The sequence below is a fragment of the Pseudonocardia aurantiaca genome, assembly GCF_039526725.1.
Taxonomy (GTDB): Bacteria; Actinomycetota; Actinomycetes; order Mycobacteriales; family Pseudonocardiaceae; genus Pseudonocardia; species Pseudonocardia aurantiaca.
Genome location: NZ_BAAAJG010000015.1, coordinates 177,914 through 193,885 on the forward strand (window position 1 = coordinate 177,914; position 15,972 = coordinate 193,885).

14 protein-coding genes are annotated in these 15,972 nt (G+C 72.7%); 9 read left to right on the top strand and 5 right to left on the bottom strand.

Features of this window, described 5'->3' with window-relative positions; all coding sequences use genetic code 11:
- The first annotated feature begins 148 nt into the window (after window positions 1–148).
- The 5 genes from pqqB to katG are packed head-to-tail and all read left to right on the top strand — an operon-like array spanning window position 149 to window position 5,578.
- On the top strand, window positions 149–1,090 hold the full coding sequence (pqqB, locus tag ABD143_RS23050; protein WP_343982088.1) for a pyrroloquinoline quinone biosynthesis protein PqqB: 942 nt from the start codon (window positions 149–151) through the stop codon (window positions 1,088–1,090).
- A gap of 4 nt (window positions 1,091–1,094) precedes the next feature.
- Entirely contained in the window at window positions 1,095–1,808 is a 714-nt protein-coding gene (gene pqqC, locus ABD143_RS23055) for a pyrroloquinoline-quinone synthase PqqC (protein WP_343982091.1), read from the top strand.
- Window positions 1,809–1,852: 44 nt separating this feature from the next.
- Window positions 1,853–2,143, top strand: coding sequence for a pyrroloquinoline quinone biosynthesis peptide chaperone PqqD (gene pqqD, locus ABD143_RS23060; RefSeq protein WP_343982094.1), 291 nt, complete (start codon window positions 1,853–1,855; stop codon window positions 2,141–2,143).
- A gap of 55 nt (window positions 2,144–2,198) precedes the next feature.
- On the top strand, window positions 2,199–3,359 hold the full coding sequence (pqqE, locus tag ABD143_RS23065; protein WP_343982097.1) for a pyrroloquinoline quinone biosynthesis protein PqqE: 1,161 nt from the start codon (window positions 2,199–2,201) through the stop codon (window positions 3,357–3,359).
- Window positions 3,356–5,578: a catalase/peroxidase HPI gene (katG, locus tag ABD143_RS23070; protein WP_343982099.1), complete on the top strand. Its 2,223-nt coding sequence runs from the start codon at window positions 3,356–3,358 to the stop codon at window positions 5,576–5,578. The genes pqqE and katG overlap by 4 nt, the downstream gene beginning before the upstream one ends.
- 42 nt (window positions 5,579–5,620) lie before the next feature.
- On the opposite strand, the gene ABD143_RS23075 is transcribed toward katG, so the two are convergent.
- From ABD143_RS23075 to ABD143_RS23090, 4 genes are all read right to left on the bottom strand, one after another.
- Window positions 5,621–6,187, bottom strand: a complete 567-nt coding sequence (locus tag ABD143_RS23075) for a manganese efflux pump MntP (protein WP_343982102.1) — start codon at window positions 6,185–6,187, stop codon at window positions 5,621–5,623.
- 85 nt (window positions 6,188–6,272) lie between these two features.
- Entirely contained in the window at window positions 6,273–7,451 is a 1,179-nt protein-coding gene (locus tag ABD143_RS23080; RefSeq protein ID WP_343982105.1) for a L,D-transpeptidase, read from the bottom strand.
- Window positions 7,452–7,743: 292 nt separating this feature from the next.
- Entirely contained in the window at window positions 7,744–8,712 is a 969-nt protein-coding gene (locus tag ABD143_RS23085; RefSeq protein WP_343982107.1) for an aldo/keto reductase, read from the bottom strand.
- Complete coding sequence (locus ABD143_RS23090; RefSeq protein WP_343982110.1) at window positions 8,709–9,458, bottom strand: IclR family transcriptional regulator; 750 nt, start codon at window positions 9,456–9,458, stop codon at window positions 8,709–8,711. The genes ABD143_RS23085 and ABD143_RS23090 overlap by 4 nt, the downstream gene beginning before the upstream one ends.
- Before the next feature lie 100 nt (window positions 9,459–9,558).
- Here ABD143_RS23090 and dhaK point away from each other — a divergent pair, with 100 nt between their 5' ends.
- The 4 genes from dhaK to ABD143_RS23110 all read left to right on the top strand — a co-directional run bounded on the left by dhaK (window position 9,559) and on the right by ABD143_RS23110 (window position 14,789).
- Complete coding sequence (dhaK, locus tag ABD143_RS23095; protein WP_343982113.1) at window positions 9,559–10,563, top strand: dihydroxyacetone kinase subunit DhaK; 1,005 nt, start codon at window positions 9,559–9,561, stop codon at window positions 10,561–10,563.
- Complete coding sequence (gene dhaL / locus ABD143_RS23100; RefSeq protein ID WP_343982115.1) at window positions 10,563–11,204, top strand: dihydroxyacetone kinase subunit DhaL; 642 nt, start codon at window positions 10,563–10,565, stop codon at window positions 11,202–11,204. The genes dhaK and dhaL overlap by 1 nt, the downstream gene beginning before the upstream one ends.
- A gap of 22 nt (window positions 11,205–11,226) precedes the next feature.
- The gene (gene ptsP, locus ABD143_RS23105) at window positions 11,227–13,656 is read left to right on the top strand and encodes a phosphoenolpyruvate--protein phosphotransferase (RefSeq protein ID WP_343982117.1); all 2,430 of its coding nucleotides are present in this window, start codon (window positions 11,227–11,229) and stop codon (window positions 13,654–13,656) included.
- A gap of 194 nt (window positions 13,657–13,850) precedes the next feature.
- Window positions 13,851–14,789 (top strand): aldehyde dehydrogenase family protein, encoded by a 939-nt coding sequence (locus tag ABD143_RS23110; RefSeq protein WP_379659707.1) that lies wholly within the window; start codon window positions 13,851–13,853, stop codon window positions 14,787–14,789.
- A gap of 89 nt (window positions 14,790–14,878) precedes the next feature.
- On the opposite strand, the gene ABD143_RS23115 is transcribed toward ABD143_RS23110, so the two are convergent.
- Complete coding sequence (locus ABD143_RS23115; protein ID WP_343982120.1) at window positions 14,879–15,952, bottom strand: sigma-70 family RNA polymerase sigma factor; 1,074 nt, start codon at window positions 15,950–15,952, stop codon at window positions 14,879–14,881.
- Window positions 15,953–15,972: the final 20 nt, after the last annotated feature.

Here is a 15,972-nt window from a genome sequence, read left to right on the forward strand (position 1 = left end):
CCAGGACGTTGGGCGGCGCCGGACTTCGGTCCGGCGCCCTCCGAGGGCTCGGGACAACCACAGATGGCCGGGCCGGAACGGACGCGCGCATGTCCGAGCAGCCGACGCCGTCAGGCGGCGGCTCGTCGGTTGGGACAGGAGTGCCAGGGTGTTGCTGCGGGTGCTGGGCTCGGCGGCGGGGGGCGGCTCCCCGCAGTGGAACTGTGGCTGCCCCGTGTGCGCCGCTGTCCGCTCCGGGGCCGGCCTCCCGCGCACCCAGTCGTCGGTCGCGGTCAGCGCCGACGGTCACCGGTGGTTCCTCATCAACGCCTCGCCCGACGTCCGCACCCAGATCGAGGCCTTCCGCGGCCTGCACCCGCACGACGACCGGACGACACCGCTGGAGGCGGTGCTGCTCACCGACGCCGAGCTCGACCACACGCTGGGCCTACTTCTGTTGCGCGAGGCCCGCGCCGGCCTGTTGCTGTACGCCACGCCGGCGGTGCACAAGACGCTGTGTGACGGCTCGGGGATCCTGCGCACGCTCGAGCGCTACTGCCCGGTCGAGTGGCGGGCGGTGATGCCCGGCGCCGACGTTGCCCTGGCGGACGGGCTGTCCTGCCGGGCGTTCGACGTGCCCACCACCAAGCGGGCTCGGTTCGGAGCCGGGATGGACCACGGCCGCGTCGTGGGCTATCGGCTGACCGACGAGCGCAGCGGGGGCACGCTCGTGTATCTGCCGGGGGTGCAGGCGCTCACGCCCCAAGGCGTGTCCGAGAAGCCGACGCCGCCAGGCGGCGGCTCCTCGGTGGAAAAAATGCGCGCGGAGATCGAGGGCTGCGATTGCCTGCTGATCGACGGGACCTGCTGGCGCGACGACGAGCTCATCCGGCTCGGCCTGGCCGGCAAGACGTCCCGGGAGATGGGCCATCTGCCCATCGATGGTCCCGAGGGGAGCCTGGCGCAGCTCCGGTCGCTGGGCGTGGGGCGGACGATCTTCGTGCACATGAACAACACCAACCCGATCCTGTTGGAGGACGCGCCCGAGCGGCGCATCGTGGAGGACAGCGGCATGGAGGTGGCCATGGACGGCCTCGAGGTCCAGGTATAAGGCCGTGACGACAACAACCGGGACAACCGGGACCACGACAGCAGGCGCAGACGACTTCGTCGAGACGTTGCGGGCCCACTCGCGGCGGTACCACGACCAGCACCCGTTCCACGTCCGGATGAACACCGGCCGGCTGAGCCGCCGGCAGATCCAGGGCTGGGTGGCCAACCGCTTCTACTACCAGGAGAACATCCCCCGCAAGGACGCGGCGATCCTCTCCAACTGCCCCGACGTCGAGGTCCGCCGCCGCTGGATCCGCCGGATCGTCGACCACGACGGCCAACACCCCGGGGAGGGCGGCATCGAGGCGTGGCTGCGCCTCGGCGAGGCCGCCGGGCTGACCCGCGAGGAGGTCCGCGATCACCGGCACCTGGTCCCGGGGGCGCGGTTCGCGGTCGACGCCTACGTGAACTTCACCCGGACCCGTCCGTGGGTGGAGGCGGTGGCGTCCTCGCTCACCGAGCTGTTCGCCCCCGACCTGATGGCGGAGCGGCTGGCCGCGTTCGAGCGGTGGTACCCGTGGATCGACCCCGAGGGCCTCGCCTACTTCCGCGCCCGCCTCGAGCAGGCCCCCCGCGACTGCGAGCACGCCCTCGAGGTGGTCACCGCGCACTGCCTGTCCGCCGAGTCCCAGGCGCTCGCCATCGACGCGCTGTCGTTCAAGTGCGACGTCCTGTGGAGCCTGATGGACGCCATCGACCAGGCCTATCCGGAGTGACCGCCATGGACCCCACCGAGACCGGAACGGCACGGACCGGAACCGTGACCCGAGCCCGCGTCAGGGTGTCCGGCTCGGACCGGCCGCAGTTGGCGCGCCATGTCCGGCTGGGCTTCTGCCCGACCCGGAAGAAGCCCATCCTGCTGCTCCCCGAGACGGTGGTGGTGCTGAACGGCAGCGGCGCCGACATCCTCGAGCTGTGCGACGGGCGGCACACCGTGGCCGAGATCGTGGCCGAGCTTGGCGCGCGGTACCAGACGGTCCCCGACGAGGAGGTGCGGCGGTACCTGACCCAGCTCGTCGCCCGGCGCTGCGTGGAGCTCGCCGATGGCTGACGCATGTCCTGTGGATCAACACCGCAGCGGAGCAAGGCGGAGATCCACAGGTGGGATGACCAGCCCCTTCGGGTTGCTGGCCGAGCTCACCTACCGCTGCCCGCTGGCCTGCGCGTACTGCTCCAACCCGCTGAACATGGCCGACTATCAGGACGAGCTGACCACGGACGAGTGGCGGCGGGTGCTGGCAGAGGCCCGTGACCTGGGGGTTCTGCAGTGCCACCTGTCCGGCGGGGAACCGCTGCTGCGGCGCGACCTCGTGGAGATCGTGGCGGAGGCCCACGGCCTTGGCCTCTACTCCAACCTCGTGACCAGCGCCATCGGGCTCTCGCGTCCGAGGGCCGAGCAGCTGCGGGCCGCCGGCCTGGACCACGTGCAGGTCAGCATCCAGGCCGACGAGCCGGCCGTGTCCGACCGGATCGCCGGGACCCCGTCCTTCCAGCGCAAGATCGAGGCCATGGGCGTGGTCAAGGACCTGGGCTGGCCGCTCACTCTGAACGTGGTGCTGCACCGGCAGAACATCGATCGCGTCGCCGACGTGCTCGGGCTGGCCGAGGAGGTGGGCGCCGACCGGGTGGAGCTGGCCAACACCCAGTACTACGGCTGGGCCTGGCGCAACCGTGACGCGCTGCTGCCAAGCCGGACCCAGCTCGAGGCGGCCGAGGTCGTCGTGCGGGCCGCCCGCGAGCGGTTGCGGGACCGCATGGACGTCATCTACGTCATCTCCGACTACTACAGCCGCTACCCGAAGCCCTGCATGGGCGGCTGGGCCTCCCGGCAGCTGACCGTGACGCCGAACGGCGACGTCCTGCCCTGCCCGGCCGCCCAGTCCTTGCCGTTGCCGCGGGCCAGCGTGCGCAAGGACCCGCTGGAGTGGATCTGGGCCGAGTCCTCGGTGATGACCGCGTTCCGGGGAACGGACTGGATGCCGGATCCCTGCCGCAGCTGCGACCGGCGCGAGCTGGACTTCGGCGGGTGCCGCTGCCAGGCGTTCCAGCTCACCGGCGACGCCGCCCGTACCGACCCGGTCTGCCATCTGTCGCCCGACCACGACCTGGTTGCTGGGGTAGTACGGGCCGCCAACGCGGACTCGCGGCCCGACGATCTTCCGCTGATCGCCCGCCCGCACGCGGTTCGCCGGACCGGAGGAGATCCTGGACGACGTGACGCAGCCCGGCAGGGTAGGGGATTTACCAAGGGCGGTTCTCCACCATGACGGACGTATATCGGACCTACGACAAGAGCCTGGGCCTCGGCCTCCACGCCTCGGCCGGTCGTGACAGTCGCCCGACCGGGGGCGCGGGGAACCGTGTCTGGTGGCCGAACGGGCTCGACCTGTCGATCCTTCGGAAGCACCCCGCCGTCGCCGACCCCATGGGCGAGTCCTTCGACTACGCCGCGGAGTTCACGACCGTCGACCTCGACGCCCTGGCGAAGGACGTCGACGAGGTGCTGACGACCTCGCAGGAGTGGTGGCCCGCCGACTTCGGCCACTACGGCCCGCTCGTGATCCGGATGGCATGGCACAGCGCCGGCACGTACCGCATCGACGACGGCCGCGGCGGCGCCGGCGCCGGCATGCAGCGCTTCGCGCCGCTGAACAGCTGGCCGGACAACCGCAACCTCGACAAGGCCCGCCGGCTGCTGTGGCCGGTGAAGAAGAAGTACGGCCGCAAGATCTCGTGGGCCGACCTGATGATCTTCGCGGGCAACCGTGCGCTGGAGACGATGGGCTTCACGACCTTCGGCTACGCCGGTGGCAGAGAGGACGTCTGGGAGCCGGACGAGGACGTCTACTGGGGCCTCGAGCGCACCTGGCTCGGCGACGAGCGCCACACCGGCATCCGCGAGCTGGCGCATCCGCTGGCCGCCGACCAGATGGGCCTCATCTACGTCAACCCGGAGGGCCCGAACACGGTCCCGGACCCGCACGCCTCGGCCCGGGACATCCGCGAGACGTTCCGGCGCATGGGGATGAACGACGAGGAGACCGTCGCGCTGATCGCGGGCGGGCACACGTTCGGCAAGACCCACGGCGCGGACGACCCCGACAAGTACCTCGGCCCCGAACCCGAGGGCGCCCCCATCGAGGAGCAGGGCCTCGGTTGGAAGGTCAGTTACGGCACCGGGAAGGGCGCCGACGCCATCTCCAGCGGGCTCGAGGGCACGTGGACACGCACCCCGACGAGATGGGACAACAGCTTCTTCGAGACCCTGTTCGGCTACGAGTGGGACCTGGAGCTGAGCCCCGCCGGTCTGTGGCAGTGGATCCCGAGAGACGGCGGCGGGGCCGGCACCGTGCCGGACGCCCACGACCCGTCGAAGACACACGCCCCAACGATTCTGACGACGGACCTCGCGCTGCGGTTCGACCCGGTCTACGAGCCGATCTCGCGGCGCTTCCTGGAGCACCCGGATGAGTTGGCGGACGCGTTCGCCCGGGCCTGGTTCAAGCTGACGCACCTCGACATGGGCCCGATCCAGCGCTACCTCGGACCGCTGGTCCCGCAGGAGACGCTGCTCTGGCAGGACCCGATCCCCGCCGTCGACCACGAGCTCGTCGGGGCGGCGGACATCGCCGCCCTCAAGAGCCAGATCCTCGCCTCGGGACTGACGGTCTCCCAGCTCGTCTCCACCGCGTGGGCCTCGGCCTCGACGTTCCGCATCAGCGACAAACGCGGCGGGGCGAACGGGGCGCGCATCCGCCTCGAGCCCCAGCGGGACTGGGCGGTCAACGACCCCGACACCCTGGCGCAGGTGCTGCGCACCCTGGAAGGCATCCAGCTGTCCTGGGGCAGCTCCCAGACCGGGGGCAAGAAGATCTCGCTGGCCGACCTGATCGTGCTCGGTGGGTGTGCGGCCGTCGAGCAGGCGGCCAGGAACGCCGGCCACGACGTCCTGGTCCCGTTCACCCAGGGACGCACGGACGCGTCGCAGGAGCAGACCGATGTGGAGTGGTTCGCGGCGCTCGAGCCGGCCGCCGACGGGTTCCGCAACCACCGAGGGAAGGGCAACCGGCTGCCGTCGGAGTACCTGCTGGTCGACCGCGCGAACCTGCTGAACCTGAGCGCACCCGAGATGACCGTCCTCGTGGGTGGCCTGCGCGTGCTGGGCGCGAACTCCGGGCAGTCCCCGCTGGGCGTCCTCACCTCGGCGCCCGGGTCGCTGACCAACGACTTCTTCGTGAACCTGCTCGACATGGGCACGGAATGGAAGCCGACATCCAAGACCGCGGAGACCTTCGAGGGCCGCGACCGCGCCACCGGCGAGGTCAGGTGGACCGGCAGCCGCGTCGACCTTCTTTTCGGCTCGAACTCCGAGCTGCGGGCCGTCGCGGAGGTCTACGCGAGCGATGACGCGCAGGAGAAGTTCGTGCAGGACTTCGTGGCCGCGTGGGACAAGGTCATGAACCTCGATCGATACGACCTCGCCTGATCCCCCGCCGGGGGCTCAGATGCCGGGGCGCCGGAAACGTTCTCAGAATTCCAACGCAAGCAGGACCGCCATGACCACGAGGGCTATGCCGCTCAGGAGGTCCGCGCGGATGCGAATGAGGCGACCGATGGCCCGTCCGATGCGCAACCCGACGAACGACATCACGGCCGTGAGCACAGCGAAGATCACGGCCGACAGCACGGGAGGGAATCCTAGCAATCCCAGGCTCGTGCCGGCGAGCAGATTGTCCAGGCTCAACGACAGGGGAATTCCGAACAGCGCCAGCGGCTGGTCGATCTCTTCCGGAGCTTCGCTCCGCAAGGAGCGGACGACGAGGTACAAGCCGTAGGCGCCCATCACGGCCGGCCCCACATAGTGGGCGATATCGCCCATCGCCGCACCGAAGTAACGCCCGAGCAGGATACCCACCAACGGTGCCACGCCGTCCCAGATACCGAATGTCAGGGCCACCTGGACGGCGCGGAGCCGACTGAACGGAAGCATTCCGAGCGCGATGGACGCCCGAAAGTTGTCCAGGCTGAGGACGAACCCGACGACGAGTAGTTCGAGGATCATGTCATCACCGAGTGCTCCGGCCGACTTTTCCACACTCTAGCGGGGACCTTTCCTGAGCGCGCAAGTCGGAGATTTCCGGGCGAGTCGATCGTGTGGTCCGACCACGCTGCCCGGCGGGCTACCGGAGCGCCGAGAGCCGCTGCCACGCCTCCCATCTGAAGGTCCAGTCTGCGTAGTCCCCGTCCGCCAGGGACAGTGGGATCGAGGTTCCGGTCACCACGACCGGGTCGCCGTACATTGCCATGTTGAAGTACGTCCTGGCGTTCTTCGGGGAGAGGTTCACGCAGCCGTGCGTGACGTTCACCCGGCCCTGCTGGCGGAGGCTCTCGGGGTTCGCGTGGATGAACTCGCCGTTGGCGCTGATGAGGACCGCCGACGCGTACATCCCGTCGTAGCCGAACCTGGGGCTGGCCATGCGCACCGACTTGTACATCGCCGAGACGACGTGGATCCCGGATCGGGTGACGGTGGCCGGGTGCGAGCCGCTCCCGTAGCTCGCGGGGAAGTCCGCGACCTGCCGCCCGTCGCGAATCACGATCATGCGGTGCGTGTTCACGTCCGCCTTGACGATCTGCGGGCGGCCGATGGTGAAGGTCCTGGTGATGTTTTTCGCCCCGAAGGCTCCGTCGCCGTAGTGCACGCCGTACAGGTCGGCCGTGACGGTGACCCGGGTACCGGGGGGCCAGTACTCCCGTGGCCGCCAGTGCACCCGCAACTCGCCGTTCGAATCCGCCGGCAGCCAGGCCCACGATCCTTCGACGGGTACGGACGTCCGCACCGACAACGCCCGCTCCACCGCGGCCCGGTCGCGCACAGGCCCCTCGAACCGGATCGCGATCGGCGCGGCGATGCCGACTGTCGTGCCGTCGTCGATGTTGATCCTCGCGCGGACCGTCTGCTCGGGCCGGGCCGTCGTGAACGAGCCGGCGAGCCGAACGAGCGTGCCGTCGGTGCCGGCGGCGGTGCCGCGCCATGTGTAGGCCTGCCCGTAGCCCAGCGGCTCGCGCACCGTCCAGGCGGTGCGCTCGGCGTTGAACTCCCCGGCCACGGGCCGGCCACCGGGGCCGCGCAGCGCGACGTCGGTGAACGTTCCGTTCGCCACGAACGCGGTCACCGTCGCCCTCGGCGACACGTCGTTCGTGCCGCCGGCCGGCACGTAGCCGACCGCGGGCGGCGGCACGAGCGCCGGCACCCGGGGCGCTCCCGGCCCGCCGCTCCCGCCGGCCATGACGACACCGACAACGAGAGCGACCACCTTCACGACCACGACGTACACAACGAGCAGGAATCGGCCCACAGGCACTCCTGGGATGCATCCCCCCGCGAGATGACCGCGCGGCGCTGCCAGACCCCGACACCTGATGACTGTTCCGGCTTGCTGAGCCGAGCTCAATTCCGCCCGCCCGGGAGGACCGGATCGGCCGCCCGTTTCGCCCCGAACGTCGCAATCAGGCCGTCGCTCGGGCTTGCCCGGCCGACCTCGTCAGGCGGTTGCGCCGGCCCGGAAGGAGCAGCCCGCAGCCAGACGGTGCCGCGTGTCAGCGATATCTCGTCGGGCGCCCCCGCGTTGTGTGTGCCGTCCCGCGACGTCAGGCCCAGGCGCGGCGGGTGCGCGCCGACCAGTAGGCGCCGGGCTCCTCGGCGAGCTCGCTCAGCTGGGCGAGCACACCGCTCGGCAGCGTGACGGCGGAGGCGGCCGCGTTGCTCGCCACCTGCGCGGGGTCGACCGCGCCCGAGAGCACGCACCAGGTCCACGGCTGGGCCAGCGCGGCGGCGATCGCGAGCTGGTCGAGCGGGAGGTCGAGCTCGGCCGCGAGCGTGACGGCGGCGGGCACGGTGTCCGGACTGCCGGGGGCGAGGCGCCCGTTGGCCACCGCCTCCTTGACGATCACGCGTGCACCGGCGGCCGCCGCCTCCGCCAGCGCCGGTCCGGCCGAGGGCTCGAGGATGTTCCACGTCGACTGGATCGAGGTGAACAGCGGCGCCCCGGCGACCTCCACCGCAAGCGCCTTGCGCACGGCCTCGGCCTGCCGCGGGCCGGAGGTGGAGATCCCGACCCGCACCCCGCGGTCGCGCAGCTTGCCCAGCTCGCGGTGCAGGTCGGCGTCGTCCAGCACGCCGGTGTCGAGCGTGGCCGAATGCACGTGGTAGACGCCGAGGCGGGGACCCAGCAGGGCCGCGGTCTCGGCGAGCTGCTCGTGGAAGGCGGCGAGCGAGTGGTCCTTGACCTCGTGCACGGCCGCGTCGAGCCGCCACTCGCCGACGTAGCGGTAGCCCCACTTCGAGCCGATCGTCACGTCGTGGATCTCGGGGTGCTTCGCGAGCCAGCCGGCGAGGAACTCCTCGGCCCGCCCGTACGAGCGCGCCACGTCGAGGTAGCGCACACCCGCCGCGTACGCGGCGTCGAGCACGGCCCCCGCCCGGGCCCGAAGCTCCTCGACGCCGCGGTGCTCGCCCAAGTCGGCCGCGCGGCCCGAGTTGATGTACGCGGGTCGCCCCAGGGCCGCAAGCCCGAGCCCGACGCCGATGCCGGGCCGCTCGCTCGCGCCTGCGTTCACGCCGACACCGCCTGGGCCACGGTGGGCGGCCATGCGGTGGCACCGAGCTCCCGGGAGACCGCTCGCGCGGTGTCGCGGAGCGCGTCGAGTGCGGTGTCGGGGAGCGGCCACCCGCTGATCGGCGTGACCAGCCCGATCGCCCCGGCGAGACCGGTGGCGTCGGCGAGCGGTGCGGCGAGCCCGCACTCGCCGATCACGGCCTCCTCGGCCTCCGCGGCCACGCCCGAGGTCCGCACCTTCGCCAGCGTCAGGGCGAGGAGGCGCGGGTCGGTGATCGTCGCAGCGGTCATGCTCTGGAGTGAGGCCGACGGTGGCGGTCCGAACGCGAGGAGCACCTTGCCGAGCGCGCACGCGTGTGCCGGCACCACGATCCCCACCTCGGGCATCTGCCGCGTGCCGTCGGGCCGCGGCTCGTGCGCCACCACGACCACGTCGTCGAGCAGCGGCACCCCGGCACGCACCGCGCAGCCCGTGCGCCGCGCCAGCTCCGGCGCCCAGCCGGCGACGCGGGCGCGCAGCTCGAGGGTGTCGAGGTAGACGTTGCCCAGCCGGAGGGTGGCCGGGCCGAGGCGGTAGTGCCCCGAGTCGGGCTCCTGCACGACCATGCCGTGCCCGAGCAGGGTGCGGACGATGCCGTGCGCGGTCGACGGTGCGAGGCCGAGCCGGTTCGCGATCTCCGCGAGGCTCATCCGCCGTCCCTGGAGCACGGCGAGGATCCGCATCGCGCGGTCCACCGACTGGATCACGGAGCCTCCCGGGAAGCGGCTTGTGGTCGCCGTCAGGGCAGCGTAGCTTACGTCCGCAGATCGTTCGACATCATCGAAGATCGTTCGAGAGGTCGCCGGCATGAAGAAGCTGATCAACGATCCCGCAGACGTCGTGGCCGAGGCCCTGAAGGGCATGGCCGCGGCCCACCCTGACCTGCTGCGGGTCGACCACGAGCAACGGATCGTCTACCGCGCGGACGCCCCGGTGCAGGGCAAGGTCGGGCTGGTGTCCGGCGGCGGCTCCGGGCACGAGCCGTTGCACGGCGGGTTCGTCGGGCCGGGGATGCTCGACGCCGCATGCGCGGGGGAGGTGTTCACCTCTCCGGTGCCCGACCAGATGATGGCCGCCACCCGCGGCGTCGACGGCGGCGTCGGGGTGCTGCACATCGTGAAGAACTACACCGGCGACGTCATGAACTTCGAGATGGCCGCCGAGATGGCCGCCGCCGAGACCGGTGTGGAGGTGGTCGCGGTCGTCACGAACGACGACGTCGCGGTGCAGGACAGCCTCTACACCGCGGGCCGCCGCGGCGTCGGGGGCACGGTGCTGGTGGAGAAGATCGCGGGCGCCGCCGCCGACGAGGGCCGCGACCTCGCCGGGGTGGCCGACGTCGCCCGCCGGGTGAACGACGGGGCGCGCAGCATGGGCATGGCGCTCACGTCCTGCACGGTGCCTGCCGCCGGGCGGCCGACGTTCGACCTGGGCGAGGACGAGATCGAGATCGGCATCGGCATCCACGGCGAGCCCGGCAGGCGCCGGGTGCCCGCGGCACCCGCGCGTGAGGTCGCCGAGATGATCATGGAGCCGATCCTCGCCGACCTCGACTTCACCGGCGACGACGGAGTGATCGCGTTCGTCAACGGCATGGGCGGCACGCCCCTGATCGAGCTGTACGTCGTCTACAACGAGGTCGCGACGATCCTCGCCAAGGCCGGGGTGAGCGTCGCTCGCTCGCTGGTGGGGCCCTACATCACGAGCCTGGAGATGGCCGGCTGCTCGGTCACCCTGCTCAAGGTCGACGACGAACTGCTCCGGCTGTGGGACGCGCCGGTCAAGACCCCCGGCCTGCGGTGGAGGGCTTGATGGCCGACGAGCCGGTCGCGATCGACACGGCCGCGCTCGACCGCTGGATTCGTGCGTTCGCCGCGGCCATCGCCGACAACGAGGAGCAGCTCACCCGGCTCGACTCCGCGATCGGCGACGCCGATCACGGCGCGAACATGGTCCGCGGCATGAAGGCCGTGGTCGCGAAGCTCGCCGAGTCACCGCCCGCGAACCCCGCCGCGCTGCTCAAGCAGGTGGGGATGACCCTCGTGGGCACGGTCGGCGGCGCCAGCGGCCCGCTCTACGGCACCTTCTTCCTGCGGATGGCCACAGCGGCGGGCGACGCCGAGCCGCTGGACCAGGCCGCGTTCGCCGCGGCGCTGCGGGCCGGGGTGGACGGTGTGGTGGCCCGCGGCAAGGCCGAGGCGGGCGACAAGACCATGTACGACGCGCTCGCCCCCGCCGTCGACGCGCTGGACGCCGCGCTCGGCGGGGAGGACGCGAACGGGGCGCTCCGGGCGGCCGCCGACGCCGCCGCGGCGGGCCGCGACGCCACCACCCCGCTGCAGGCCCGCAAGGGACGCGCGAGCTACCTGGGCGAACGCAGCGTGGGCCACCAGGACCCCGGGGCGACGTCCGCGGCCCTGCTGATCGAGGCAGCCGCGGAGACGCTGGCATGACGGTGACTGCGACGGGGTCGGCGTGACCGTCGGGATCGTCGTCGTCTCGCACTCCCGGGCGCTCGCCGACGCCGCCGTGGCACTCGCCCGGGAGATGGCGCCTGCCGACCTGCGGATCGAGGTGGCCGCCGGCCTGGACGGGGGCTTCGGCACCGACGCGACGGCCATTGCCACCGCGGTCGGTGTCGCCGACACCGGGGACGGTGCCGTCGTGCTCATGGACCTGGGCAGCGCCGTGCTCTCCGCGGAGCTGGCGCTCGACCTGCTCGACGATCCGGACGCGCGGGACCGGGTGCTGCTGTGCCCGGCGCCGCTCGTGGAGGGACTGGTCGTCGCGGCGGTGACGGCGGGCGGCGGGGCCGGCCGCGAGGAGGTGGCCGCGGAGGCGGCCGCCGCGCTCACCGCGAAGCAGGAGCAGCTGGGCACGCCCGCGCCCGCCGTCCCGGCATCGGCCGCCCCCGGCGCCGGGGAGGTTGTCGACGGCTTCACCGTCACCCTCCCGCACGGCCTGCACGCCCGCCCGGCCGCGAAGCTCGCGGCGCTGGTCAGGGGGCTCCCGGGGGAGGTTCGCATCCGCAACACGACCACGGGGTCGGGCTGGGCCCCCGCGGCGAGTCTCACACGCGTCGCCGCCCTCGCCGCGCTCCAGGGGCACCAGGTGGAGGTCAGCGCCTCCGGCGACGACGCCCGCGCCGCGCTGGACGCCGTGCTCGATCTCGCCGGCCGCGGATTCGACGAGGAGGCACCGACCGAGGCGGCGGCGCCGCTCCCCTCGGGTGGACCGTTCCCCGCGTCTCCCGGGGTGGCGCTCGGCCCGAAGCGGACGGCCGCGGCCGCGGCCGTCACCGTCCCGGACGACCCGGCCGCCGACCCGGAGACCGAACGCGCCGACCTGGACCGGGCGCTCGCCGCCGCCGGACGCGAGATCACGATGGCCAGGGACGCCACGGCCCGCGAGGTGGGGCCGGCCGAGGCCGGGGTGTTCGACGCGCACCTGCTGATGCTCGACGACCCCGACCTGCTCGCGGCCACCCGTGCGGGGATCGCCGCCGGTGCGTCCGCGGCCCGGGCGTGGGCCGACGCGAGCGAGCGCGCCGCGGCCGACCTGGCGGGCGTCGGCGACGCCTACCTCGCCGCTCGCGCCGCGGACGTGCGGGCGGTCGGCGACCAGGTCCTCAGGGCGCTCGTCGGCGCCCCCGACGCCGCGGTGGTCGCCGACGGCGTGCTCGTCGCCGCCGACCTCACCCCCGCCCAGGCCGCGGCCCTCGACCCCGCGCGCGTGCTCGGCGTCGTGCTCGCCGGTGGCAGCCCCACGGCGCACGCGGCGATCCTGCTGCGCGCCCGCGGTGTGCCCGCCGTGGTGGGAGCCGGGCGCGACGTGCTCGAGGTCCCCGACGGCACCCCTGTCGCCCTCGACGGCGCCACCGGCGAGGTGGTCCTCGACCCGGAGCCCGGCGTCGCCGCCGCCTTCCGGGACCGGGCCGCCGAGCAGGCCGAGCGCGACCGGGAGGCCCGCAGCCACGCCACCGCCCCGGCCGTCACCCGTGACGGCGTCGCCGTCCTCGTCGGGGCCAACGCCGGCTCGCCCGCCGACGCCGCGGCGGCCGCTGCCGCTGGTGCCGACCTGGTGGGCCTGGTGCGCACGGAGTTCCTGTTCCTCGACCGTCCCGCCGCCCCGGACGTCGACGAGCAGGAGGCGGCCTACCGCGCCGTCGCCGAGGCGATGGGCGGGAAGCGGATCACGCTGCGCACGCTCGACGTGGGCGGCGACAAGCCCCTGCCCTACCTGCCGGTCGCGGGGGAGGCCAACCCGTTCCTGGGACTGCGCGGCATCCGGCTCGCCGCCGCGCACCCCGGGCTGCTCGCCGACCAGCTGACCGCGATGGTGCGCGTCGCCCACGACGTGCCGGTGAGCGTGATGTTCCCGATGGTCTCCGCCGTCGAGGAGCTGCACGCCGCCCGCCAAGCGCTCGACGCCGCGATCGAGCGCGTCGGCCGGGGGACCCCGGAGGGCCTGCAGGTGGGGATCATGGTCGAGGTGCCGGCCGCCGCGCTCAAGGCCGCGGCGTTCGTGCCGCACGTCGACTTCTTCAGCATCGGCACCAACGACCTCACCCAGTACGCGCTGGCCGCCGAACGTGGCAACCCCGCCGTCGCGGGCCTCGCCGACCCGCTCGACCCCGGCGTGCTCCGGCTGGTCGACGCCGTGTGCCGCGCGGCGGGCGACGGGCCGCTGGTCGCGGTGTGCGGGGAGGCGGCGGCCGACCCGCTGGCGGCGGAGCTGCTGGTCGGGCTCGGCGTGCGGGAGCTGAGCGTCGCGCCCGCCGCGGTGCCGGGCACGAAGCAGACCGTCCGCGACGTGGACGCCGCAGCGGCCGCTGACCGCGCCGAGCGTGCGCTGACCGCCGACGGACCCGCAGCAGTGCGAGCCGCGGGCGACCCTGACCGGTGAGCGAGTAGACCGGCGATCGTCCGGCTCGTCGGTCGGGGGAAGGAAGCCCCGCCGTCGATGAGGACGATCATGGCAACCGCGCTCGAGCACTTCCGCATGACGATCGGCGGCAAGCCCGTCGATGCCCTGGCGGGCAGGACCTTCGAGTCGTAGGACCCTCCTAAAACCCCTACACGGGGCGGCCGTGGGCGGTGGTGCCCGACGGCGGCCCCGAGGACGTCGACGCCGCCGTCGCCGCCGCGCGCGCCGCGCTCGAAGGGGAGTGGGGCGGGCTCACCGGGTTCGCCAGGGCGGCGTTGATGCGCCGGTTCGCCGACCTCATCGGCGAGCACGCCGAGCGGCTGGCCCGGCTGGAGGTCAACGACTCCGGCAAGCTCTACCGGGAGATGATCGGCCAGCTCAAGGGCCTCGGCTCCTGGTACCACTACTACGCGGGCCTCGCCGACAAGATCGAGGGCCGCCAGATCCCGGCGCCCAACCCGGACTACCTCGTCTACACCCGCCGTGAGCCCGTCGGCGTGGTCGCGGCGATCACCCCGTGGAACTCGCCGCTGCTGCTCCTGACCTGGAAGCTCGCCCCCGCGCTCGCCGCCGGTTGCACGGTGGTGGTCAAGCCGTCGGAGCACTCGCCCGCGTCCACGTCCAACGGGCCGCAGTACGAGAAGGTGCGCGGCTACCTCGACGCCGCCCGGAAGGAGGGCGCCACCGTGGCGTACGGGGGCGCGGCGGAGGAGGGGCTCGGCGGGTACTTCGTCCGCCCGACCGTGCTGACCGGCGTGACGCCGGACTCGACCGTGGTGCGCGAGGAGGTGTTCGGGCCGGTGCTCGCGGCGCTCACCTTCACCGACGAGGACGAGGCCGTAAAGCTCGCCAACGACACCGCGTACGGGCTGGCGGGCGCGGTGTGGACGAAGGACGTGCACCGGGCGCACCGGGTGGCCGCGCGCGTCAAGGCAGGCACGGTGTGGATCAACGCCTACCGCGTGGTGGCCCCGAGCGTGCCGTTCGGCGGGTTCGGCGCCAGCGGGCTAGGGCGAGAGAACGGCGCCGCGGCCCTCGACGAGTACCTGGAGAACAAGTCGGTGTGGGTGGAGCTCTCGGGTGGCACCCGCGACCCGTTCACGTTGGGGTGACCCCGGGACGCGGCAGCACGCGACCGGCGCCATCCGGCTCAGGGGCGGATGGCGCCGGTCTGTTGACCTTCTCGGTGCGTGCTTTTCGGTCAGCTCGCGTAGGCGCGGAGCCGGTCGGCCCGCTCGCCGATGCGCAGCTTCGCCATGACCTCGCGCTCGATCTGCCGAACGCGCTCCCGGGAGAGCCCGAAGCGACGGCCGATCTGGTCGAGCGTGCGGGGCTGGCCGTCGTCGAGGCCGTAGCGCATGCGGATCACCGCCTGCTCGCGGTCCTCCAGCGTGGCCAGCACCCGGCGGAGGTCGTCGTGCAGCAGGTGCGAGATCACCGTGGTCTCGGCGTCGGTGGCCTCGCCGTCCTCGATGAAGTCGCCCAGCGGGGCCTCCTCCTCGGAGCCCACCGGCATGTCCAGGCTCACCGGGTCACGCGCGTGGTCGAGCAGGTCGGCGATCTTCTCCTCTTCGATGCCCGACTCGGCGGCCAGCTCCTCGTGGGTGGCGTCGCGGCCCAGCTTCTGGTGCAGGTCGCGCTTGATGCGCGCCAGCTTGTTGACCTGCTCCACCAGGTGAACGGGCAGGCGGATCGTGCGGGCTTGGTCGGCCATGCCGCGCGTGATCGCCTGGCGGATCCACCACGTGGCGTAGGTCGAGAACTTGAATCCCTTGGTGTAGTCGAACTTCTCGACCGCGCGGATCAGGCCCAGGTTGCCTTCCTGGATGAGGTCCAGGAGCGGCATGCCGCGGCCGGTGTAGCGCTTGGCCAGCGACACCACCAGCCGCAGGTTGGCCTCGAGCAGGTGGTTGCGGGCGCGCCGGCCGTCGCGGACGATCGCCCGCAGGTCGCGGGCGTAGTCGTCGGCGAGATCGCTGCCGTCGGACGCCGCCTCGTCGAGCACGTGCTGTGCGAAGACGCCGGCCTCGATGCGCTTGGCCAGCTCGACCTCCTGCGCCGCGGTGAGGAGCGCGGTCTTACCGATGCCGTTCAAGTACACCCGGACCAGGTCGGCCGCGGGCGACTGGGCGTCGAGATCCTCCGCGGAGACCTCGCGTTCAACGAAGCTGGTCTCAACGCGGTCGGAGTCGGTACGCTGGCCCGGGATGGCGGGCTCTCGCGTGGTCGTGGGTCCGGCCTTGGACGTGGGCCGGGTCGCCGTTGTGGCTGTCATAGGTCCTCCCCTTGCGCGAC